16 protein-coding genes are annotated in these 22,202 nt (G+C 62.3%); 6 read left to right on the top strand and 10 right to left on the bottom strand.

Annotation, left to right across the window (positions count from 1 at the left end; all coding sequences use genetic code 11):
• Positions 1–41: 41 nt before the first annotated feature.
• Positions 42–1,127 carry a substrate-binding domain-containing protein gene (locus ACX4ZE_RS17810; RefSeq protein ID WP_480274584.1) on the top strand — a complete coding sequence of 362 codons (1,086 nt, stop codon included), beginning with the start codon at positions 42–44 and terminating at the stop codon, positions 1,125–1,127.
• Between the two features lie 121 nt (positions 1,128–1,248).
• Here ACX4ZE_RS17810 and ACX4ZE_RS17805 read toward each other — a convergent pair whose 3' ends face one another.
• From ACX4ZE_RS17805 to ACX4ZE_RS17775, 7 genes are all read right to left on the bottom strand, one after another.
• Entirely contained in the window at positions 1,249–1,995 is a 747-nt protein-coding gene (locus ACX4ZE_RS17805; RefSeq protein ID WP_480274583.1) for a succinate dehydrogenase/fumarate reductase iron-sulfur subunit, read from the bottom strand.
• A gap of 2 nt (positions 1,996–1,997) precedes the next feature.
• Positions 1,998–3,938, bottom strand: a complete 1,941-nt coding sequence (locus tag ACX4ZE_RS17800) for a fumarate reductase/succinate dehydrogenase flavoprotein subunit (RefSeq protein ID WP_480274582.1) — start codon at positions 3,936–3,938, stop codon at positions 1,998–2,000.
• A gap of 25 nt (positions 3,939–3,963) precedes the next feature.
• On the bottom strand, positions 3,964–4,794 hold the full coding sequence (locus ACX4ZE_RS17795; protein ID WP_480274581.1) for a hypothetical protein: 831 nt from the start codon (positions 4,792–4,794) through the stop codon (positions 3,964–3,966).
• Between the two features lie 504 nt (positions 4,795–5,298).
• Complete coding sequence (locus tag ACX4ZE_RS17790; RefSeq protein ID WP_480274580.1) at positions 5,299–5,586, bottom strand: hypothetical protein; 288 nt, start codon at positions 5,584–5,586, stop codon at positions 5,299–5,301.
• Between the two features lie 190 nt (positions 5,587–5,776).
• Positions 5,777–6,739, bottom strand: a complete 963-nt coding sequence (locus ACX4ZE_RS17785) for an alpha/beta fold hydrolase (protein ID WP_480274579.1) — start codon at positions 6,737–6,739, stop codon at positions 5,777–5,779.
• Positions 6,740–7,131: 392 nt separating this feature from the next.
• Positions 7,132–9,087 carry an acyl-CoA dehydrogenase family protein gene (locus tag ACX4ZE_RS17780; RefSeq protein WP_480274578.1) on the bottom strand — a complete coding sequence of 652 codons (1,956 nt, stop codon included), beginning with the start codon at positions 9,085–9,087 and terminating at the stop codon, positions 7,132–7,134.
• A gap of 160 nt (positions 9,088–9,247) precedes the next feature.
• Positions 9,248–10,429 carry an AAA family ATPase gene (locus ACX4ZE_RS17775; protein ID WP_480274577.1) on the bottom strand — a complete coding sequence of 394 codons (1,182 nt, stop codon included), beginning with the start codon at positions 10,427–10,429 and terminating at the stop codon, positions 9,248–9,250.
• Positions 10,430–10,590: 161 nt separating this feature from the next.
• Here ACX4ZE_RS17775 and ACX4ZE_RS17770 point away from each other — a divergent pair, with 161 nt between their 5' ends.
• The 3 genes from ACX4ZE_RS17770 to ACX4ZE_RS17760 all read left to right on the top strand — a co-directional run bounded on the left by ACX4ZE_RS17770 (position 10,591) and on the right by ACX4ZE_RS17760 (position 12,421).
• Positions 10,591–10,845 (top strand): hypothetical protein, encoded by a 255-nt coding sequence (locus ACX4ZE_RS17770; protein ID WP_480274576.1) that lies wholly within the window; start codon positions 10,591–10,593, stop codon positions 10,843–10,845.
• A gap of 496 nt (positions 10,846–11,341) precedes the next feature.
• Positions 11,342–12,013, top strand: a complete 672-nt coding sequence (locus ACX4ZE_RS17765) for a C40 family peptidase (RefSeq protein ID WP_480274575.1) — start codon at positions 11,342–11,344, stop codon at positions 12,011–12,013.
• A gap of 3 nt (positions 12,014–12,016) precedes the next feature.
• Positions 12,017–12,421: an RNA-binding S4 domain-containing protein gene (locus ACX4ZE_RS17760; RefSeq protein WP_480274574.1), complete on the top strand. Its 405-nt coding sequence runs from the start codon at positions 12,017–12,019 to the stop codon at positions 12,419–12,421.
• A 1-nt stretch (position 12,422) separates the two neighbouring features.
• Here the strand turns inward: ACX4ZE_RS17760 and ACX4ZE_RS17755 are convergent, their stop codons facing one another.
• Both ACX4ZE_RS17755 and ACX4ZE_RS17750 read right to left on the bottom strand, forming a co-directional pair.
• Positions 12,423–17,075, bottom strand: a complete 4,653-nt coding sequence (locus ACX4ZE_RS17755; RefSeq protein ID WP_480274573.1) for an SDR family NAD(P)-dependent oxidoreductase — start codon at positions 17,073–17,075, stop codon at positions 12,423–12,425.
• Between the two features lie 97 nt (positions 17,076–17,172).
• Positions 17,173–17,307, bottom strand: coding sequence for a hypothetical protein (locus tag ACX4ZE_RS17750; RefSeq protein WP_480274572.1), 135 nt, complete (start codon positions 17,305–17,307; stop codon positions 17,173–17,175).
• A 211-nt stretch (positions 17,308–17,518) separates the two neighbouring features.
• Here ACX4ZE_RS17750 and ACX4ZE_RS17745 point away from each other — a divergent pair, with 211 nt between their 5' ends.
• Positions 17,519–18,490 carry an MBL fold metallo-hydrolase gene (locus ACX4ZE_RS17745; protein WP_480274571.1) on the top strand — a complete coding sequence of 324 codons (972 nt, stop codon included), beginning with the start codon at positions 17,519–17,521 and terminating at the stop codon, positions 18,488–18,490.
• A gap of 116 nt (positions 18,491–18,606) precedes the next feature.
• Here the strand turns inward: ACX4ZE_RS17745 and ACX4ZE_RS17740 are convergent, their stop codons facing one another.
• Complete coding sequence (locus ACX4ZE_RS17740) at positions 18,607–20,979, bottom strand: flippase-like domain-containing protein (protein WP_480274570.1); 2,373 nt, start codon at positions 20,977–20,979, stop codon at positions 18,607–18,609.
• 246 nt (positions 20,980–21,225) lie between these two features.
• Here ACX4ZE_RS17740 and ACX4ZE_RS17735 point away from each other — a divergent pair, with 246 nt between their 5' ends.
• Positions 21,226–22,098 carry an SDR family NAD(P)-dependent oxidoreductase gene (locus ACX4ZE_RS17735; protein WP_480274569.1) on the top strand — a complete coding sequence of 291 codons (873 nt, stop codon included), beginning with the start codon at positions 21,226–21,228 and terminating at the stop codon, positions 22,096–22,098.
• Positions 22,099–22,202 lie beyond the last annotated feature (104 nt).

The raw sequence follows: 22,202 nt of genomic DNA, 5'->3' as shown, positions 1-22,202 counted from the left end.
CTGTGCGCCAAGAAAGGTCACGAAATATGTACAGACATCGCATGAAGGCATTCGCGATCGGTGCCGCAGCAATGCTAGTGCTCGGCGCGGCTGCTTGCTCCACCGAGCGCGACGGTAGCGGTGGTACGACGACCAACGGTTTCGCGGCCGATTCGGTGATCGGTGTCGCATTGCCGTCCAAGACATCCGAGAACTGGGTTCTCGCTGGTGACCTGTTCACCCATGACCTGAGAGAAGCGGGTTTCGAACCCGACGTGCAGTACGCCAGTGCCACCTCCACCGTTGCCGACCAGCAGGCGCAGATATCCGCCATGATCACTAAAAGGGCGAAGGTCATCGTTATCGGAGCTGCCGACGCCGCGCAGCTGTCCACCCAGGTGACGCAGGCCGCACAGTCCGGGGCCATTGTCATCGCCTACGACCGGTTGATCACCAACACGCCAGACGTCAGCTACTACATCGCTTTTGACAACTTCAAGATCGGCCAGCTGCAGGGGCAAGCACTGCTGGACGGCATGAAGGCGAGGAAGCCGAAAGGGCCGTGGACGATCGAGCTGTTCTCTGGTTCACCGGACGACAACAACTCCAAGATGTTCTTCAATGGCGCGATGGATGTCCTGCGGCCGTTCATCGATAAGGGCAAGGTCATCGTCGGTTCCGGTCAGACAGACATCAAGCAGACTGCGATCCAGGGCTGGAAAGCCGAAGGCGCGCAGCGGCGCATGGACTCGTTGTTGACCTCGACTTACTCTGGTACGAAGACCCTCGACGGCGTACTGTCGCCGAACGACACCCTTGCCCGTGCGATCATCACCTCGATCAAGTCCGCGGGTAAGCCGATTCCGATCGTTACCGGCCAAGATTCCGAAGTCGAGTCGGTCAAGTCGATCATGGCGGGTGAGCAATACTCCACGATCAATAAGGACACCCGCAAGCTTGTCGCGGAAACTGTGAAGATGATCAAAACGCTGCAGCACGGTGGCACCCCAAAGATCAACGACACCAAGTCGTACAACAATGGTGTCAAGGATGTTCCGGCTTATCTGCTTCCGCCGGTTATCGTCACCAAGTCCAACGCTGCCAAGGTGTACGCCACCGACCCGAAGCTGTCCGCCCTCACCAAGTAGAACGCCGCGAGGCGGGTGCTCGGAGCCCGCCTCGCATCGGTTTCATTACTGGATGTTTTCCGAAAGAACCCCAACTTTTCGAGCCGCGGTATCCGTCTGCTGACAACTCGAGTGACCGGCTCTAGCGACGAAACAGCTTGTTGCCCAACCAGACCACTGGGTCATACTTGCGGTCGACTACCCGCTCCTTCATCGGGATCAATGCATTGTCGGTGATCTTGATGTTCTCTGGGCAAACTTCGGTGCAGCACTTGGTGATATTGCATAGGCCGAGCCCCTGTTCGTCCTGTGCCGAATCCCTGCGGTCGGCGACATCCAACGGATGCATCTCCAACTCGGCGATTCGCATCAAGAACCGGGGGCCGGCGAATGATTTCTTGTTCTCCTCGTGGTCACGTACTACGTGGCAGGTGTTCTGGCACAGGAAACACTCGATGCATTTGCGAAACTCCTGCGAGCGCTCCACATCCACCTGACGCATCCGATAGTCGCCTGGTTTGAGATCGTCCCGTGGTGTGAAAGAAGGTATCTCTCTAGCCTTTTCATAATTGAACGAGACATCGGTGACCAGATCCTTGATCACCGGGAATGTGCGCATCGGTGTCACGGTGATCACTTCATCCGTGGAGAAGCTCGACATTCGCGTCATGCACAGCAGCCGTGGTCGACCGTTGACCTCGGCTGAACAGGAACCGCACTTTCCTGCTTTGCAGTTCCAACGGACAGCCAAGTCAGGCACCTGGGTGGCCTGTAGCCTGTGTATGACGTCGAGCACCACCTCGCCTTCGTTCACCAGCACGGTGAAGTCGCGCAGCTCTCCGCCGTCGAGATCGCCGCGCCAGACGCGGAATTTGGCGTCGTAACCCATCTCTACGCCTCTCGCTCCGTCGAATTACCGGCCGCAGCCGGATGCCCGGTGAGTTCAGTCGGGGTGTAATATTTTTCGAGCTCGCCGAGATCGAAAAGGGCGAGCAGATCGGGCCGCATCGGGACCTGTTCCTTGCTCTCCACCACGACAGTCGGAACCGGATCATCGGCCGTGCGCGGATCCACCGCACAGACCAACAACGTATTGCGCCAGTCCGGGTCCATCGCCGGGTGATCGTCTCTGGTGTGCCCGCCACGGCTCTCGGTGCGCAGTAGCGCAGCCTGTGCCACGCATTCACTGACCAACAGCATATTCTGCAGATCGAGCGCGAGATGCCAGCCGGGATTGAACTGACGATGTCCCTCGATGGTGACCCGCTGGAACCGGGAGCGCAGCTCGGTGAGCTTGTCGATCGCCGAATGCATTTCTTGCTCTTTGCGAATGATGCCGACCAAGTCGTTCATCGACTGCTGCAGATCGGTATGCAAGGTATACGGGTTTTCCCCAGTGGCTTCGCCAGCGGGATCGAACGGCGCCAGTGCGCTTTTCGCTGCTTTCGCGACATCGGCCTCGGCGACTGACGGACGCTTGTTCAACCGCTCCACATAAGCGGCGGCGCCCAGACCGGCACGGCGACCGAACACCAGCAGGTCCGATAGTGAGTTCCCGCCGAGCCGATTGGAGCCGTGCATTCCGCCGGAACATTCGCCCGCGGCGAAAAGACCGGGTACTGTCGCTGCCCCGGTGTCCGGGTCGACCTCGACTCCGCCCATCACGTAATGACAGGTCGGCCCGACCTCCATCGACTCCTTCGTGATGTCCACATCCGCGAGTTCTTTGAACTGGTGGTGCATCGACGGCAGCCGCCGTACGATCTCCTCGGCAGGCATCCGGGAGGCGATGTCCAGGTAGACGCCGCCGTGTTCGGTGCCACGACCCGCCTTGACCTCCTCGTTGATCGCGCGCGCGACTTCGTCACGCGGGAGCAGGTCCGGTGTGCGGCGCGCGGAATCGTTGTCGCGCAACCACTGGTCGGCTTCCTCCTCGGTCTCGGCATACTGCCCCTTGAAGACCGGCGGAATGTAGTCGAACATGAATCGCTTGTCCTCGGTGTTCTTCAGCACTCCGCCGTCGCCGCGCACCCCTTCGGTAACCAGAATGCCTTTCACACTGGGCGGCCAGACCATGCCGGTCGGGTGGAATTGCAGAAATTCCATATTGATCAGCGTCGCGCCCGCGCGCAGGGCCAGTGCGTGCCCATCGCCAGTGTATTCCCAGGAGTTCGAGGTCACCTTGTACGATTTGCCGATACCGCCGGTCGCCAACACCACGGCGGGAGCCTCGAATAAAATGAAGCGGCCGGACTCCCGCCAGTACCCGAATGCCCCGGAAATCCGGTCGTCATCTTTGAGCAATTCGGTAATGGTGCATTCGGCGAATACCTTGATGCGGGACTCGTAAGCGCCGGTCTTCACGAAATCCTCTTGTTGCAGCGAGACAATTTTCTGCTGCATGGTGCGGATGATCTCGAGACCGGTCCGGTCGCCTACGTGCGCGAGTCGTGGGTAGGTGTGGCCGCCGAAGTTGCGCTGACTGATCCGGCCGTCGGAAGTCCGATCGAACAGTGCCCCATAGGTTTCCAGCTCCCATACTCGATCGGGTGCCTCTTGGGCATGTAATTCGGCCATGCGCCAGTTGTTCAGGAACTTGCCACCGCGCATCGTATCCCGGAAATGAACCTGCCAGTTGTCCTTCTCGTTGGCGTTGCCCATCGATGCGGCGCAGCCGCCTTCGGCCATTACCGTATGCGCTTTACCGAACAGTGACTTACACACCACCGCGACGGACAGCCCGTGCTCTCTGGCCTCGATCACCGCGCGCAATCCGGCACCACCTGCGCCGATCACGACAACGTCGTAATTATGCCTTTCTACTTCTACCATGCGGAGTAACTCCTCAGTGCGGCGGTCAGTCGATGAACCGCAGGTCAGAAATCGTGTTACTGGCGACCAACATGACGTAGAAGTCGGTCAGCACGAGCGTGCCGAGCGTGGTCCAGGCCAGTGCCATGTGCCGGGTATTCAGCTTGGATACCTGAGTCCAGAACCAATAACGCACCGGATGTGCGGAGAAGTTTTTGAGCCGCCCACCGGCGATATGCCTACAGGAGTGACACGACAGCGTGTAGGCCCACAGCAAGATCACATTGCCCAACAACACGATATTGCCGAGACCGAAGCCGAAGCCCCCGGTCTTACCGTGGAAAGCGATGATGGCGTCATAAGTGTTGATCACCGAAATCACCACCGCCACGTAGAAGAAATAGCGGTGTGCGTTCTGGATGATCAGCGGCAACTTGGTCTCACCGGTGTACTTGGCGTGTGGCTCGGCTACGGCGCAGGCGGGTGGGGAGAACCATACGGACCGATAATAGGCCTTGCGGTAGTAGTAGCACGTCAGCCGGAAGCCGAGCAGGAACGGCAATGCCACGAAACCGAGCGGCAGAATCGCAGGCACCTCGCCGATCGGGGTGCCGAAGTGGCTCGCCCCTTCGACGCACGAGGTACTCAGACACGGCGAGTAGAACGGTGTCAGATAGTGGTAGTCCGGAACCCAATACGCCGTGCGCACATACGATCTGATCGTCGCGTAGATCACGAACGCGGCTAGTCCCAGCACTGTGAACAGTGGGGGAACCCACCATCGGTCGGTGCGTAACGTGCGTTGCGATATTCGGGCTCTTGTCGTGCTGAATACGCCGGTACCCAGTTCCGGGGCGGCGGTCGGTGCGGCACTCACAGGAAGATGCCTCGCTGATCTTGTATGCGGGTGGTCATCATTACCTCCGCGATCGAATGTGATGGTGAGCACCTTACGACACGACCACTATCAGGTGAGTGGGCCTGGCAGCTCTATCAGCCCCCAGTGCCAGTGATTTGCACCACAATTTACTGTTAAGTCGACCATTGAGGCCTGCTATTCGGAGTCGACTGTTGAACCAGGTGATGGTTATGCCTGGCGCTCGGCTGAGCGGGGTATCCGGTGCGCTCGGCTGAGCGGGACGAGATTGCTACTGCGGTGGCCTGCGTGCGCCGAATGGGCAGCGCCTCGTTTTTGCGGCAACTTCGCTGGAGCCACGCTGATGTTCTTGGTGGAAACGGACGGATGCGGCACCTGCCGCATCCGGCTCGGATGCTCTGATGAGTGCCGCTCGTGTGACTTGTCTATGTCGAGCGGTTGCGTGTAGCGGCGTGCGAGTCCGCTTCGGCTGCGCGAGGCAGCCGGGATATTCCACGGTGGGCGCTATATGGTCCGTGGGCGAGAATGGAAGCCGAGCCCCTCGTCCTGCGCGCCCATCCACGCGGCCTCGTCGGATTTGCTGTCCGGCACGTAGATGGTCTCTTGCGCGCGCTGACGTACCTCGGGGGGAGGTGCTTGCTCGAATTCTTCGGCGTCGATGACCAGGCGCTCCAGGTCGTTCTCCAGGCGGCGCACGCTGCCCGCGTCGCCATAGTGGGTGCGCAGGGCGCTGATGGATTGCCGGAGTTGGCCGACCGCATAGCGCAATTCTGCGAAGTCACTGTGTGTCATTGATGCCTCCTGTAATCCTTGGCGGACAAGTGAACTAGGCGTGTGGAACGCGAGCGCCTGTCTGCCTCGGGTCATGCGTTACCGAGTTGTGTGACTCACCACACAACGTGATCTAAAACACAGTACAGAAAGAATGCGATTCTGGCTTGTGTGCAGCCGAAGTCGTTAAGTGCTGAAAAGTTGCCGTAAGTCAACAAGCGGCAGTGTGCCCGGAACCGATGCGCAGCGCGGCGAAAGCTTGTTCGACAAGTCCGACAATGGACAGCGCGACTTCTTCGGCTCGCTCTAATATCACGTTGTGCCCGGCTCCTTCCAGGCGTACCAGTTCCGCGCAGGCCAACTGGGAGGCCAGCACCACCGAGTGTGTGAACGGAATGATGATGTCGGCGGAACCGGCCAGCACAAGAACCGGGATGGCGCCGAGACGGTGCAGGGTGGCTGTCTCGTCGAAGGTAATCAGCGAGGGTAGAAAGCCGGACATTGTCAGTAGTGGGGTGTCGTTCAGGATTGCGGTGGCCAGTGCGGCTATACGCGAGTTCACTCCGCTCGTCCCGAAGCCTGTCCCGAGCACGATCGATCGCAGCAGATGTCGGGTCAGCCACTGGGACGCCCGCATGACGCGTGGTGCGCGGAGGACGGCGGCCTGTAGTGAATTCACCGTGCGCCGGTTGAGGAGACGGGCGGGTCCCACCTCGGTGAGTCCATTGGCCGCACCCGCGAGGAGGCCGACACCCACGATCCGCGGGCCGATGGCCTCCGGATGCAGCCGGGCGTAGGCGAGCACGACCATGGCCCCCATCGAATGGCCGATCAAGATCACTGGACCGATCGGGACAACCGACCGAAGTACGGTGTCCAGGTCATGGCCGAGCTGCTCGATGGTGTAGGTCGACGGATGCCCTGCTCCGGACGCGCCATGGCCGCGGTGGTCGTAGAACACCATTCTGGTGCCGCTTCCCCACCGTCGGAGTAGGTGCTCGCGCAGGGCGGACCAGGATTCGGCGCGCAGGCAGTGGCCGTGGACGAATACCACGGTTACTCGGGTGCTCTCGGCGCCGATGATGTGAACCGCGAGTGGAACGCCATCATCGGCTGACACTATGACGCGATGGCCGTCATAGTCCGCAGCGTGCGGGGCGATAGTCGTGGACATGGCGCGCTCCTGAGGCGAGGCGTCTTATCTGCGCTTCTTGTCCAGTTGTCGAATCGGAATGCCCCGTTGTTACAGCTGAACACCTGCTGTTATGCACAAGTTGTACAACCGATGTCGCAGACTGTCCGAGTGCTTGTCAGGTAAATCTACGAACGAATAGCATATTTGCTATATATGGTGGGACGGTCCTCATCGCTTCCCCGCTGGCTCGGTTGCTCGCGGTGCTGGTGGAATCGGTGCTGGCCGAATCAAAATAACGAATCAGAATAATCTGCTGCTTTCTACTAAAAAATAGATACTGCCAAATAATGTGCGGCGCCCTGCCGTCGGCGGCGGTCGTGTCGATTCCGGCCGTGACGGCAGGGTTCGCCAGTTGTTCAAGACCCAGTAGTTCAGGCCTCTGCCCTGCTACGGGTCGATGGGAGGAATGGGCGAAGGAGGTTCTCCTCGGTCGATGGACCCATCTGCCACTCCGCGATCCACGGCCCGGTTCCCTCACTCGGATCGAGCGCGCCGTCTTCCAGCCATTGGTAGCGGCCGTCGAGTACACCACGGGTGAGAGTGCGATCGTCGTCGTCGGTGTTGTCCCACAGCGCGTCGAACAGGGCGCGTACCCGAACCCGTGATTGCCTGCAGAAGGTGTCCGCTAGTTCTTCGGCCGCTTTGCCCTCCGGCGCGCCCGACGTACGCATTTCCCGGGCGCGCACGCAGGCAGCCGACATAGCGAACAGCTCCGCACCGATATCGACGATCCGGCCCAGGAAATTCTGCCGGTATTCCAGCCCGGTCTGCCAGCGTCCCATCGCGTACATCAGTGACCTGGCCTGCTTGCGCGCATTGCGCTCGACGAATCGCAGGTGCCGGGCCAGCACGCCGAATTCGGTATAGGCCGCGGGCACCGTCCCCGCACCGACGGCCAGTTGAGGGAACCACTTGGCATAGAAACCGGTCGCCCCGGCCGCTGCCTTCGCTTTGTCCCTGAGATCGGCATCGCGGTCGACCAGCGCGCCTGCCGCCGCCATGTGCGCGTCGGCCATCTCTCGGGCGATCAGAAGTCGCATGATCTCGCTGGAGCCTTCGAAGATGCGATTGATCCGCAGATCGCGCAACCATTGTTCGGCGGGGACGGCGCGCTCACCCCGAGCGGCGAGCGAGGCCGCCGTCTCGTAGCCACGGCCACCGCGGATCTGCACGAGTTCGTCGGCGATCCGGCAGCTCATCTCGCTGGCCCACAGCTTGCCCAGCGCTGCTTCGATCCGGATGTCGTTGCGGTCCTCGTCGCACATGATGGCCGACAGATCGAGCGTCGCCTCCAGTGCGAACGTGGTGGCCGCGATGAATGCGATCTTCTGGCCGACGGCCGCGTGCTCTCCGACCGGTCTGCCCCACTGCACCCGCTGCGCACTCCACTCCCGCGCGATCTTCAACGACCACTTCGCGGCCGCGGTGCACGTCGCGATGATAGCGAGCCTGCCTGCGTTCAACGTGGTGAGCGCGATCTTGAGGCCATCACCCTCGCGACCGATCAGATTGCTTTTGGGCACCCGGACGTTGTGCATTCGGGTCAGTCCGTTCTCGATGCCGCGCAGGCCCATGAACGAGTTACGTCGTTCCACGGTGATACCCGGTGAATCGGCTTCGACCACGAATGCCGAGATACCCCCCCTATGTCCTTCGCTCTTGGGTACGCGCGCCATCACCACTAACAGTTCGGCGACGGTGCCGTTGGTGGTCCACAGTTTGACACCGTTGAGCTCGTAGGCCTCGCCGTCTTCGATGGGGGTCGCGGTACTGGCCATTCTGGCCGGATCGGAGCCCACATCGGGCTCGGTGAGCAGGAACGCGCTGATCGCGCCCGCCGCGCAGCGGGGAAGGAACGCCGCCTTTTGCTCCGGGGTGCCCGCCAGTTTCAGCGGTTCGGGCACACCGATGGACTGATGCGCCGACAGCAGGACGCCCAGGCTGATGTGTGCCGAGCTGGCCAGCATCATTGCCCGGTTGTAGCCGTACTGGGAAAGTCCTTGGCCACCGTACGACTGTGGGATCTTCAGGCCGAAACAGCCGAGTTCGGCCAAGGCGCTGACATACTCGTCCGGGATTCGGCCCTCGGCTTCGATCACAGATCCGTCGAGGGACTCGCACAACGTTCGTAACCGGGTCAGAAACGCCTCTGCGTGCGCGGCGTCCTCGGGGCTGGGCTGAGGGTAGGGATGGATCAGATCCAGCCGGAATCGGCCCAGAAACATTTCTTTAGCGAATGATGGCTTGGCCCAGCTTTTTTCGCGAGATTCTTCGACCAGCGCGCGGGCCTGTTCTTCGGTGGCTTCGACTTTCGCGGGTGTTGCCATGATGTCCTCCCTCGGAGGTGATCAGAATCATATTCGAGTGTAGGAGGGGTGGTTACTCGCTGGTAGGCATATTGGTCGAGAGAAATCTAAGAGAATCTACTCTTTATAGAAGAGATATCTAGGATAGGTGACATATCGTCGGGCGGACAGCGCCAGGTGATCAGACTGAGCGTAGATAACGACCGAAGTGCGGCACAGTGAAGCCGATAGTGCCGCGTTCGGCGGAATAGATCAGCCCCTTCTTGATCAGGCCGTCGCGGGCGGGCGACAGTGAGGCCGGTTTGCGTCCCAGTTCATTGGCGACCGCAGCAGTGGCCACGGGGCCGTCATCGCCGGAAAGGTCGGCCATGGCGCGCATGTATTCGCGTTCAGCAGGTGTTGCTCGTTCATAGCGGGAACCAAAGAACCCTACTGCTAGCTCTTCCTCGGCAGCGGGTGCGGCAACCTCGACATCTTCGGCTGTGATCAGGCTCTCCGGTGCTTGGTCCCAGGTCGCCTTGCCATACGCTTGTACGAAATAGGGATATCCGTCAGCCTTCTGGTACAAGGCATCGAGTGCCGTATTGGTGAATTTCACGTTCTCGCGCTGGGCGGGTGCGATCAACGCCTGATCCGCAGACTCCCGGTCCAGTCGGTCGATGCGGTGGTAGCTGAATAGTCGCTCTGAGTAGCTCTTCGAGGCAGACAGTACGGTAGGGACATGCGGGAGGCCTGCGCCCACCATGATCAGGGGTGCGGCGTCCTGGCTCAGCTCATGGCAGGCGCCACAGATCGCGGAGATGTCGGCAGGTCCGAGATCTTGTATCTCGTCGATGAAGATCGCGATGCCGACGCCGATGTCACCGGCCAGTGCAGCCGCTTCCACCAGCAACTCCACTACATCGATCTCGATGTCGCCGGAATCGGCCCGACCACGTACCGCGGGGACATCGATACCGGGTTGCCAGCGTTCCCGCATTCCTTTATCCGAGGTGGCCCTCAGCGCGAAAGCTTTGAGAATACCGAGGAAATCATCTACTCGCTCCGGATTCCGATGCGCCATTGCGATCGCGCGTACTGCCATGTGCAGCGCTGATGAAAGCGGGCGACGCAGTTCTTGGTCCGGCCGCGCCTCGATCTTTCCGGTGCCCCAGCCACGCGAGATCGCTGCTGAGCGAAGCTGGTTGAGCAGCACGGTCTTTCCGACTCCACGTAGCCCGGTGAGCATGACACTACGTTCAGGGCGACCGCGTGCTACGCGCTCGAGCACGATGTCGAAAGCCGTGAGTTGCTTATCGCGCCCGGCCAATTCGGGCGGGCGCTGTCCCGCGCCGGGGGCATAGGGATTCCGCACGGGGTCCATGCTCTGACACCGTAGCGTGTTGTATCCGATGATCTGGGGACATCTACGGCGTGTCCTAGAGAGCCTTAGTGATTCGTACTGCACTATTGATCCCGATTGATGCCGCTGTCAGTTCGACGTTGATGGTGGTTCGCTGGAACGATCTGTGGAAACGGAGGGGCATGTCCGAGGGAGTAACCCCCGCCACTACTGCCGAGGTCGTCGGATCGTGGAACATTCCGGTGGGCGCTACGTTGGCCCAACGCATCAAGGCCAACATCCTCGTCGCGATCGAGCAGGGCTATGACGACCCCCAGCTGGTCGCCGACCTCGCAGTGGGCCCGCTGGTGATGGCGCTCGGCAGGCTGGAGGTCGATCTGGCTGATGCGCGGGACAGAATCGACGAGCTCGAACGTATGGTGCGCGGTGCGCAGTAACTTACGGTGCGCAGCACTGACCGCGGCGCGGCATAGTTGTCACTGACCGCGGCGCGGCATAGTTGTCACTGACCGCGGCGCGGCATAGTTGTCACTGACCGCGGCGCGGCATAGTTGTTCTTGTGGATATGGCGGTCGAAGCGGGTATACGAGACCTGACCGTTATCTATCAGGGGTCGCGGGCTCGCCGTCGATCGCGCTGTGGACCGGGCGTAGGAAAAAAATAGCAGCTCTGTGCGCTGGACAAGAACGCCTCGACATCGTAATCTTTTTGTGACTTCGTGGAACAAGTCGTTTTGCAAGAGAGACGGCGCCACGAGTTACCGCCTCAACGGCATGCGGGGTCACACTCGGTCCCGGTTGCCGTGCTGGGGATCCGCAGGTTCGTCTGGGCGAGTCCTTGCGGCCATTTCGGCCGCTGGGTAGGGCTATCCCGGCCCGAGCCCATCAGCTGAACCGGACGGCGGGAGAGTAGCAAGATCGGAGACGTAGCTCGGTGGGTAAACATAGCTTGCAGCGGGATTCTCGAGTTCCGAATTCCGTCAAGGGTGCGATTGTCATGGGTGCGGTGGCCGCGACCGGCGCTATGCCCGCGATTCCGGCCATGGCCGCGACCATCAATGTCCCCGGAGTCGGCGATTTCGACGTTCCGGTCCCGTCCGAATTCGAGCAGTCGGTCGAGCAGCTCAATCAACACATCCAGCAGGCGCTCGCAGCCCCCGCACCACAGGCGGCTCCGCAGGCTCTCGGTCTCCCAGCAATGCCGCCGCAGGCTCTCGGTCTCCCGGCGGTGCCGCCACCACCGCCACTCGCACAGCAGGCTACCGCCGGTGATATCGCTCTCGATGCCGCTAAGACCAAGGTCGGCGCCCAGTATTCCTGGGGTGCGACGGGGCCGTTCGCTTTTGATTGTTCCGGCCTGGTTCAGTGGGCTTTCCGCCAGGCGGGCGTCCAACTTCCCCGCACCAGCTTCGAGCAGTCCCACGTCGGCGCTCCGGTCGCCTATCAGAACATGCGACCCGGTGACATCGTCATCACCAACGGCGGTGGCCATGTGGGCATCTATGCGGGTGACAACAAGTTGCTGAATGCGCCGCAGGCGGGTCAGTCGGTGTCCTACACCTCGCTACGTCCCGACATGGTGGTTACCGCGCGCCGTATCGTCTAAAGAGTGGCCCGCGTCGAATCCGGTACTCAGAGCACTGCTGACCAGGCTCGTGTCGATTCTTGGACTTGGGCGGTGCGCCTGTTCAAAACCCGATCCGCTGCCGCTGAGGCATGCCGTGGCGGACACGTTCGGGTGAATGGCGCTACGGCCAAACCCGCGCAACCTGTGCGTCCTGGTGACGAGGTGCGTATCCGGGTGAGTGGGGTCGAGCGCATCGTCGTAGTCGAACGCATCGTCACCAAGCGGGTCGGCGCTCCCCTCGCCGCGCAATGTTTGATAGATCGCAGCCCACCACCTCCGCCTCGGGAAATCCTGGCGAGCATGCCCCGGCGTGATCGCGGTGCGGGGCGACCTACCAAGCGTGAGCGCCGCGAGACCGACCGTCTCATGGGCCGATCCGAGCATTGATCTAGCGCCGAGCGGTACCAACCGGGTGGTGCTTCCGGCTGTGGTGCGGCGCTTGTCCAAAAGCAGGTAACGGCATCAGCAGATATGCCAGGCGCATCGCTAACGGCGACGTGTCGGCGGTCGGAGTGTAGTCCAGCGCGAGCAGATACGGACCCGCATAGCGCAGAGCCTGGCGCAGCACGGCGGTCCTCCGGTCGAGATCGAACGTCCCGACGTCGGCTTGTCGCAGCTGCTTCGCTCCATCAGCCGCTGTGGCTGGGCCGGAATTCCAGAGCCCCCAACCAATGCTGAGAATCCTCCTACCGGGTTCGCGCTGTGCCAAGGAGTCCATGGCAGCGTTGGCCGCGGCATAGGCGGCCTGTCCCGGTCCCCCGAGTGCGCCGGTCGCCGAGGAGAACAGCAAGACGAAGTCGGTCGCGTCAGCTGCGGTGAGTTCGATCAGATTGCTCGCCGCGGTGATTTTGGGAGCGAGCGCTCTGGCCAGTTGCCCTGCCGTGACCGCATCGAACGCGGTGTCCTCCAGCGTCGCCGCAGCGTGCACGACGCCGCGGATAGTGGAGCCGCAGTCCCGGATATCGTTGAGCGCGTTGGCCAGATCGTCCCGGTCGGTGGCATCGCAGCGCATCACGACGAGGCGATTCTCCATTCCGTCGAGCAGTGCGGGTACTGGGCGTGGCGCTCGCGTCAGCACTACGACGTCTCGGGCGCCCGCGTCGAGTAGCCAGCGCACAGCGACCGCGCCGAGAGTTCCGAGCCCACCGGTAACCACGTAGGTCCCGTTCGTATCGATGTTCGTGCCTGGCAGCGCCTCCGCTCGTGCGGGGGTGAAGCGCCGGGCAGCGACTTCGCCCGCGAACAGGCGCAGTTCGTCGGGAGTAGTAGCACCCGCGGCGATCACCAGGCGACTGAGTAGTGGTAGATTTCGGGGGTCGGTGTCGGTCCAGACCAGGCGTATTGCTCGGCCTGTCTCCAGTTGCAGCGAGCGCACCAGTCCCGCGATCGCCGAAGTCCACATCGAGGTCCGCATGGGTGAGGAAGCGGTAGCGTGCTGTGGCAGCATGAGTATCGCGGACCTGAGGGTAGTCGCGGCACAGATCTGTTGCAGCAGAGCGAGGACTCGGCCCAGCGCTGCGGTGAGCTCTCTTCCTTCGAAGGCGTCTATGGGCCAGACCACCACCATCGCGGTGTCTGCGTTACCGTGCCCGGACAGTGCCGCGGTAACGAGCGAGCTCGTCTCGTCGGGTTCTTGTGGGATCAGCTCGGTGGCGACAGTGGCACTCAGCGTTCTTTCGAGTTGCGCGGCCAGATCGGAGGCGCCGATCACGACTGCGCGTCGTGGGTGGGTTTCGGGCGCATCGCCGATCCCGAATGACCCCGGATCGCTCGGCTCCCAGCTCTCCTGGCGGAACAGCACCGGGTAAATACCATGCACTGCGCGTGGTGTCCGAAGCATGTCGATTCCACTCACGATACTGGGGTCGGTGTAGTGCATGTGCACGCCGGAGAAGGCGAGGCAGGGTACGCCGTGCTGGTCGGTCGCTATGACATCGCCGACCAGTTCGGTGTCCGTCTGTTCTCGAACGAGCGCGTGCACTTCGAACACAGTGCGATTCGATTCGTGCGACAGCCAGGCGGAATCCATGCCGATCGGCAGCGGAATCGCTGTGCCAGGAAGTTTGTCGAATATCGTGGCGATCAGCAATTGCAGACAACTGTCCAGAGTCGCGTCGTGATGTAATTCGGCGGCGGCGAACAGGCCGAGCGCTCGGCCTTCTCCTGTGGCAATGCTGCGCAATGCACGGAAGCGTGGGCCGTACTCCAGTCGTCTGCGGCGCAGTTCCTCGTAGAAAGTTCCGGTGGGGATGACGCGCATGTGGTGATGAGCGGCCCGATTTGCGTCGATCACCCGCATCCATGCGACGATATCCGCGGGTGTGGGGTCACCGGTGAGCCGGGCCGAAGCCAGCGTTCCGGGGCCAGTGGCCTCCGCCCGTACGTTTTCTCCATTTCCAGGCCCATGGTAATCGACCTCGGGCAGCACGCGTTGATCGATTCTCTCGTGCATCACGAAGTCGGCGAGGGCGGTCGCCCTAGTGGTGTCGTGGGCTAGACGCAGCAGCCTGCGCAGCCAGTACACGGCGGGTACTGTGCTTTCTCCCCCCACCACATGATCGGCGAGTTCTTCTGGGAAATAGGATAATTGAGCGCTATATCGACTGGCCGGCGGAAAATGATCTGTTGGACTCGGCGCGAACAGCGGAGAATTCCGGGGGCGCCACTGCCGCGGCAATGGCGCGGTGAAGGGGCCGAGCGCCGACCAGTCGATCGACCGTCCTTCCAGATGCAGCCGGGCCAGGCAGGTGAGGAACCCGCTCACTTCGTCTTCGGACAGTGCGACCGGATGGGTGCTTTCTCGGAAGGCCGGGTGCTTCTGTACCGCGGAGAGTGACAGCGGATGTGGGGCGAGTTCGAGCACGGTCGAGATTCCGTCTTCGGCTGCATGGTTCAGTGCTGCTGTCAATTCGACGGTAGCTGTGACATTCTCGGCCCAGTAGGCGTGATCCATGACCGCAGTGGTGATTTTCGTGCCGCGCCGGGTTGTCGAATACACCGGCACGTGCGGTGTCAACGGGGTGATTTCAGCCAGGGCCGTGACGAACTGAGGGAGCACAGTGGCGGTCCGCGGACTGTGTGCGGCGGAATCGACCACTAACCTATGCGCGAGAATATCGCGTCGGGCAGCGCGGCGCAGCAGGGTGTCGATATAGCGCGGTGTGCCGGACACGACCACTGATCGGGGACCGTTGACCGCGGCGATGCGCACTTCTCCGCGCATCGGCTCCACCAATCTCTTGACGTTGCCCTGGTCTGACTTCAGCTCCGCCTGCACGTCATGACTGCCAGGGCTGGTCTGGGTAGCGCAGCGCGATACTACGATGCGCGCCGCGTCGCGCAGGGTCAGCGCGCCACCGACGACAGCTGCCGCGATCTCGCTCGAGCCGTGCCCGGCCACCGCGTCAGGACGAATACCCCACTGCGCCAACAGCTGTGCCAATGCCACATGGAATGCGAACAGGGCGGGCTGTACCGATTCGGTGGTGTACATCTCGTGGGCGGCGGCGAAGCCATACCGTGGCGTCCAGATCCGTGGTCCACCCGCTGCCGTGATCGCTTCGGTCACTTCGGCGAGCGCGGCGGCGAATACCGGATATCTGGCCGCCAGCGCGCGGCCCATCCTGGCATGGTGGTCACTCTCTCCGGAGAACAGCAACAACAGGCCACCGTAGCGGCGGGTGGACGTCGGACCGAGTGCGGCGTCGGCTTCGCCACGACCGAGTGCGCGCAGTCGGCGTATCGCGTCGTCGTGGTCGCGCACCACGACCGCGGCCCTTGTCGGCTCCGGAAGCGATCTGGCTAAGGCCGAGGCGAACTCGTACAGTGGCGGATGCGTGGCTGTCAGCTCGTCGGCCCATCGCAGCGCGTGTTCGCGTAGCTCTTGCTCGTCGTGGGCGGTCAGCGCGAGCAGTACCGGGAACTGTTCGCCTCGTTCGTATCGCGCGGTGGCCACTCCGCGCAGCACGACGCGTACGTGCGTGCCGCGGGATCCGAATGAGCTGACGCCTGCTGTGCTTTCGTGCGCGGGTACTCGGTGCCGAGCTACCGGCTTGCTCGACGCGTGCGGTCCCAGCTCGGCTGGGTTCAGCAGCGGGAGCCCGCTGCGAACAGCATTGGTCGGCGCGAGCATGCTGTGCTGAATAGACAGTGCGGTTCTGATCAATCCGGTGATTCCCGTAGCATCCGTCGGATATCTGATATCAGACCTCACCGAGCCGTTCGAGTGCCCGCCTGTTCCGACGATCTCCGCGTACACTCGGTTGCCCGCACGCTGAGCGTCCACAGTCCGCTGCAGGATCACCACAGCGCAACCTTCGCCACGAGGGTAGCTGTTGGTGTCTATATCGAATGGCTCGGTTAGTCTTGCCGAGATTCGTCCCATAGTGGGTGGGGAAATATCAGTGGATAGGGAAACGTTCTCGGCCAGATACTCCGACAGGTGCTCGAGGAGCATGAGATCGACGCTGCCCACAATGGCGAAAGGCACGGTGCTATCCGCGAGCAGCCGGACCGCGAGATCCACTGCGGCGAGTGAGGAAGAGCAGGAACTGTCGAGCACCAGGCTCGGCCCGTGTAGGTCGAGTACAGCGGACAATTGATTGGCGATGTCACCGAGCGTGGTCCCGCTCGCCGTGTACCCGGCATTGTGTCCTGTCCGGTCGAGCATTGTGATGCCGTGGTCGTATCCGGACACCCCGAACACAACCGTGGCTCCGGAACCACGCGCGCAATAACCGATTCCGGCGTCGTCGAGTGCTGCTACCGCGACCTCGAGGGCGAGCCGCTGTCTCGGGTCCGTGACGGCGGCCTCTCGCTCGGAGGTATCGAATTGATCGTTGTCGAATGATTCGACATCGGCGAGTTGACCGCTGCGTCGGATGCCGAGCCGTCCGATAGGCGGGGTGGGGGTGGAGTCGTGGCCGTCGAGCGATAGTCGCCAGAGCTCGGCGAAGTTCGCCACTTCGGGCAGTAGGCAACTGATGCCGATGATGGCGACGTGGGGATATGAGCCGGCGGAGTCGGTAGGCGCGCCACTCATCGCATCGCGAGATATTCGACAAGCTGTTCGATAACCGAATGATGGTAGAGCGCGATCAGTGCAACTTCGACTGCCATGGTGTCCTCTAGATGTGCGGTCAGCCTCGCGCGCTGGGGGAACCGAGGCCGAGATCGGTCAAGGTGGAACTCGCCGACACCGCCGAGGCGTCGACGCCTAGCAGATCAGCGACCGCGAGGACAGCGGCTGGGGGATGCGGATCGTCGGCGAGCACCGATCGAACCGCCGACCACCCACGCGCCCTCTCGCGTATCGCTACCTTTCATCCGGAAGTCGGGTTATATCGCGTCCCTCTACCCATCTCCCGGCCGGTGCTACCCACAGAGAACAGTACTCAGGCGATTATGCCGGAGAAACGGCTTGGGGCAAGAGGTATTCCGATGTCTGCCAGTGCCCGGAGGCAGTAATCGCTTATCGTGGCATTTGTGACCGAACCGGACAGCGGTGTCGACACCCGTTCCGAGCGCACACCTACTCTGCCCACCGTGCTGCGCTGCTGTGCCGCACTGGCTGCGACACCAGGCCGATTACTGTGGCCGCGCCGCCCCGACCACGATTTGCTGGCGCGCCTCGAAGTGCGCCCGCCGCCCACGGCGAGCGCCGAAGTGCGGCTCACCGTGCTGACGCAGGGCACTATGTCGGCCCCGGCCACCATCGTGGCCGAGGGCGTGCATAGCCTGCGGAGAATACCGATGTCGATGGGAACGTTCCTGGTAGAACATCCCAGGGCGCGTTTCCTGATCGATCCGGCTTTGTGCGCGGACGTACACGATCGTGTCCTGCCCGAGCTGCCGTTTCCGATCTCGGAGCTGGTCGCGCCGGAAAAACCGGTACTCGGCCTGTCCGACGCGCTGGCCGCGCACGACGTCACGGTCTGCGATATCGATTTCGTGGTGCCCACTCATCTGCATTGGGATCATGTCTCTGGCCTGTTGGAATTGCCGCCCTCGGTCGAGGTCCGCCTGCCTGCGGCCGAATACGATTGGGCGATGAGTGGACCGCATGCTCCGGCCGGTGTGGCGCGTGGACCACTTCGTGGTCGTAGCTTCGACCGTCTCGAACTGGACGGGCCGCCAGTGCTGACCTTCCCGCGCAGCAAAGATCTATTCGGTGACGGTTCGGTGTTGTTGGTGGATCTCACCGGCCATACACCGGGCAGTATCGGCATATTACTCGCGGTTGACGACGGCAGCCGGGTGTTGTTCGCCGGCGATGCCGTGTGGAACAAGCTGCAGGTCGATCTGCTCCGGGAGAAGGCACCGATGCCGGGCTGGGTGGTCGATATCGACCGTGACGACTCGTTCACTACGATTCACCGTCTGCACATGTTGCCCGATGGCATCGAACTCATCGCAGCCCACGATTACGAGGCCGTCACTGCCCGCGCGGCCGGGTAATCCGTTCGGGCGGTCGAGCGGCCGCTGATTCAGCGGCACATGAAGATACGCGAGTCGATCAGGAACTTGTCACGACGGAGCGCGTCCTTGTGTAGCTGTGCCGAGGGCCGCGAGCTCTACACCATATTCTTCGCGGTCAGCCAACGCATGGCGGCCCAGCCGCAAAACACCGGAAGCCAACAGGTGAGTACGCGGTACAACAGCACCGAAGGCACCGCGATGGTCGCAGGCAGGCCGAAGGCAGCTAGACCGCCGATCAACGCGGCTTCGACCGCGCCGACACCGCCCGGGGTCGGCGCGGCCGCGGCCAAAGTACCGCCGATCATGGTCACGATGGTGACAGTGACGAAAGTGGTACTGCCACCGAACGCCGCTACGCTGGCCCACAGTGCGCCTGCGAGGCCGAGGGTGATCGCGGCGCAGCCGAGGACGATCACCGAGAATCGACGCGGATCGCGGGTGAGCGCGACGAGTTCACCAAGGACTTCCTGTAGCTGTGGGCGGACGGCGTTGTTCAGCCAGCGACGCAGTTTCGGCACGAACATGAAGGTGCCGACGATACCGACGCCGACCCCAGCGAGCAGATACAGAACTGTGACGTCGGGAACGAAATGCGAGAGATCCGCCGAAGTGCCCGCGACGATGCTGAATATGAGCAGCAGGCCGATGTGCGTGATCACCTGCACCGCCTGCTGCAGGGCCACGGCCGCAGTGGCACGTACCGTGCCGATACCTGCTTTCTGCAGAAAACGCACGCTCAGCGCGAGCCCACCGACGCCTGCGGGGGTGGTGGTCGCGGCGAAGGTGTTGGCGACCTGCATGACCAGTAGATTCCCGAGGCGTACCACGCCGAACGCACAAGCCCACAAGGCTGCCGCCGCGCCGATATAGGTCAGTGCCGAGATCGATAGCCCCAGCAGCGCCCACCACCAGTTCGCTGTTTTCAGCTGAGTGAAGAAGGTCGGGACCGCGCTGATGAATGGATAGGCGACATATACAAGCCCGATCAGCAGCGCCAGCTGAATGATCTGGTTGCGGGAGAATCGGGTGATCTGTTCAGCTTCGATCCGATCCTTGCCGGTTTGCTCACGCAGCTCCTCGCGCGCCTCGGACAGCGCGGTCTTCCATTCCGGAACCGACTTGCGGATCCCCGCCGGTATGGCGGACTTGGTCAATCGGCCCGCCGCGGCGAGCACGCGCATTTCACCGAGCGTTTCGATGGCCGCGCGCACGGCCTGTTCCCTGCCGAATACCGCGGTGGTCGTCACGAGCAGCTGGGCGATATCGGACTGCAACTGTGTGTCCGAGGCCCCGAACTCAGCACTGCTGAAGCCACTGAACTTGGTTGCGCCGTTGTCGATACGAATATCGGCCGGGCGCAGGTCGCCGTGCGCGATTTGCTGCTGGTGCAGGGTGCCGAGTGCCTGCCACATTCCGGGCAGCACATCACTGGACTGTTCGGTGATCGGCGCGCCCAGCGGCCGAGTGTGGGTGAGCAGCACCCAGCCGCGGGAGAGCCCGGCCACCGCTATTGGGCTGTAGCCTGCGAGCCCGAGGTCGCCGACCGCGATAGCCATTAGTGCGCGATGCTCGACCACGCGGTGCATGGAACCATGGATGGCCGCGGTTTCGCTGGTGCGGAAAGTGAGCCAGCGCCATAGTTGGCGCAGCGCACCGAAGGAGCGCTGGTTCTTGCCGAACATCTCGACGACAAGCTCGCGTTCCGGCCCTTCGACAGCGGCAGCGAGCACCAAAGGCCCACGGCCGGCGGGATGCACCACGGTGAACCCGGTGACGCTATGGCCGCGCTTGGTGAGTACCCGGACGGCGGCATCCAACGGAACCTCCAATGCGGGCGTGCCGACCACCAGCACGATTACCGCGCCGACCAGCCAGCCGACCGCAAGGCCGAACATCGCTCGCGCGGGCACCACCGTGCTGACCACCAGGTGGATCGGTGCGAACGCGAGCAGCAGAACCCACAGCCAGCGCCGTGGCCGCGTGGGCAGCCATGGACTGGAGACGGTGAGCATTGCGGCGATCATCGCGATCCAGCGCGGGTCATCCAGGAACTGTGACAGGAACGTGTCCAATCGGTCCGGTACTTGCAAATGCCACTTCGGCGCGGACAGGCCGGTACCGGTGATGGAAAGTAGTAGTCCGGCGAGCACGCCCGCTGCGGCATAGCCGGCGAGCAACTTCCATTGTCTGCCGATGATCAACTCGATCAGGATCGCGAACGGCAGAACCAGAATCGCCATGCCGTAGACCAGATACACCAGGTTCGATTGCTCGGGATTCAGAAAGCCGACGATATTGGAGACCGAGCGTTCCAAGGCCAGCCATTCCGGGCGGGTGATCAGAGAAGCCGCGATGACAACGGCTACCCATAGCGACGCGAGGACAACTCGGACGATGTCACTTGTCCGCCGGATAAGCGGCTGTAGCAGGCTGCCCGTAACCGGGATTTCCCGCCCGTCGACTCGCATGGTTTTCAGGTACTTTCGGATCGATGGGAGCTTCTACGCTGGTGACCAGCGTGGACGATACACATCAACACGCTGCCCCAGCATTGGCCGCTACCACTGTTGCGACACGCATTGTGTGCCAGATCATGCGGCGTGACCATCGGCGGGCACGGAGGTCGCCGAACCCGATGTGACTGCCGCTCTGCTTGCCGAGTGTGCTCGATCCGATAACAATCGGGCCGTTGGTCGAGGTTCTGGAGGCGGAATATGACGGCGTGGGATCAGATTTCCGAGGGCAGGGATCTGTCCGGGAAGACAGTGGTGGTGACCGGCTCCAGTTCGGGCATCGGCGCTGCGGCGGCACAGCGGTTCGTCGCCCGTGGGGCTACTGTCGCGGTGGTCGGCCGATCGCAGGAACGCACGGCGAAGGTCGCTGCCGAGCTGGGTGCTGAGTCGTTCGTCGCGGACTTTGCTCGGCTCGCTGATGTGCGCGAACTGTCCGGTCGGTTGCTCGACCGCTATTCGCGGATCGATATCCTGGCCAACAACGCTGGCGGTATCTGGCCCGAACGCACTGTCACAGAAGACGGCAACGAGTTGACTTTTCAAGTCAACCATCTGGCGCCGTTCTTGCTGACCAACCTGCTGCTGGAGCGCCTGAGGCAGTCGCAGGCCAGGGTGGTCAACACCGGAAGTATGATGTACCGCAGGGCTAAGCTGAACCTGGATACGGTCAACGCGGCGACGGGACCATACAGTCAGTTCGGTGCTTATGGCGTATCGAAGCTGTCGACCATCCTGTTCACCAGGGAACTCGCCCGCCGCACCGAGGGCACAGGGCTGACCACTGTGGCTTTTCACCCAGGCTCGGTCGCGACCAATATCTACGAGAACTTTCCGCCCTTCCTGCGTTGGCTCCTTCGTTCCCCGCTGTCGCGCCCATTCTTCATCGGCCCCGACAAAGGCGCTGAGTCGCTGGTGAATCTGGCCACCACTGCCGACAGCACGGCAAGCAATGGCCAGTACTTCCACGTGGTCGAGCTGGAGCGGCCGAAGAACAGGCAAGCGCTCGATGCCGAGCTCGCGCAGCGACTGTGGGCGATGTCCGAACGGCTCACCGACATCGAATCGGGCAAATAGTCGTAGGGTTGATGCGGCATGTCTGCCCGCGCATATGCGCGGGCAGACGCGGCTGGGATGCACCACTCCATACTGAGGCTTAGTCTGTCCGGGATATAGTCGAA

The sequence above is a fragment of the Nocardia sp. TBRC8007 genome, assembly GCF_056629435.1.
This window is presented reverse-complemented; position numbering and strand designations above follow the sequence as displayed.

Coding starts and splice junctions, on each gene's coding strand:
- ACX4ZE_RS17805 (WP_480274583.1), bottom strand. CDS start 1,995: ATGGGTTACGACGCCAAATTCCGCGTCTGGCGCGGCGATCTCGACGGC.
- ACX4ZE_RS17770 (WP_480274576.1), top strand. CDS start 10,591: ATGTCCGAGGGAGTAACCCCCGCCACTACTGCCGAGGTCGTCGGATCG.
- ACX4ZE_RS17740 (WP_480274570.1), bottom strand. CDS start 20,979: ATGCGAGTCGACGGGCGGGAAATCCCGGTTACGGGCAGCCTGCTACAG.
- ACX4ZE_RS17790 (WP_480274580.1), bottom strand. CDS start 5,586: ATGACACACAGTGACTTCGCAGAATTGCGCTATGCGGTCGGCCAACTC.
- ACX4ZE_RS17755 (WP_480274573.1), bottom strand. CDS start 17,075: ATGAGTGGCGCGCCTACCGACTCCGCCGGCTCATATCCCCACGTCGCC.
- ACX4ZE_RS17735 (WP_480274569.1), top strand. CDS start 21,226: ATGACGGCGTGGGATCAGATTTCCGAGGGCAGGGATCTGTCCGGGAAG.
- ACX4ZE_RS17775 (WP_480274577.1), bottom strand. CDS start 10,429: ATGGACCCCGTGCGGAATCCCTATGCCCCCGGCGCGGGACAGCGCCCG.
- ACX4ZE_RS17780 (WP_480274578.1), bottom strand. CDS start 9,087: ATGGCAACACCCGCGAAAGTCGAAGCCACCGAAGAACAGGCCCGCGCG.
- ACX4ZE_RS17785 (WP_480274579.1), bottom strand. CDS start 6,739: ATGTCCACGACTATCGCCCCGCACGCTGCGGACTATGACGGCCATCGC.
- ACX4ZE_RS17800 (WP_480274582.1), bottom strand. CDS start 3,938: ATGGTAGAAGTAGAAAGGCATAATTACGACGTTGTCGTGATCGGCGCA.
- ACX4ZE_RS17810 (WP_480274584.1), top strand. CDS start 42: ATGAAGGCATTCGCGATCGGTGCCGCAGCAATGCTAGTGCTCGGCGCG.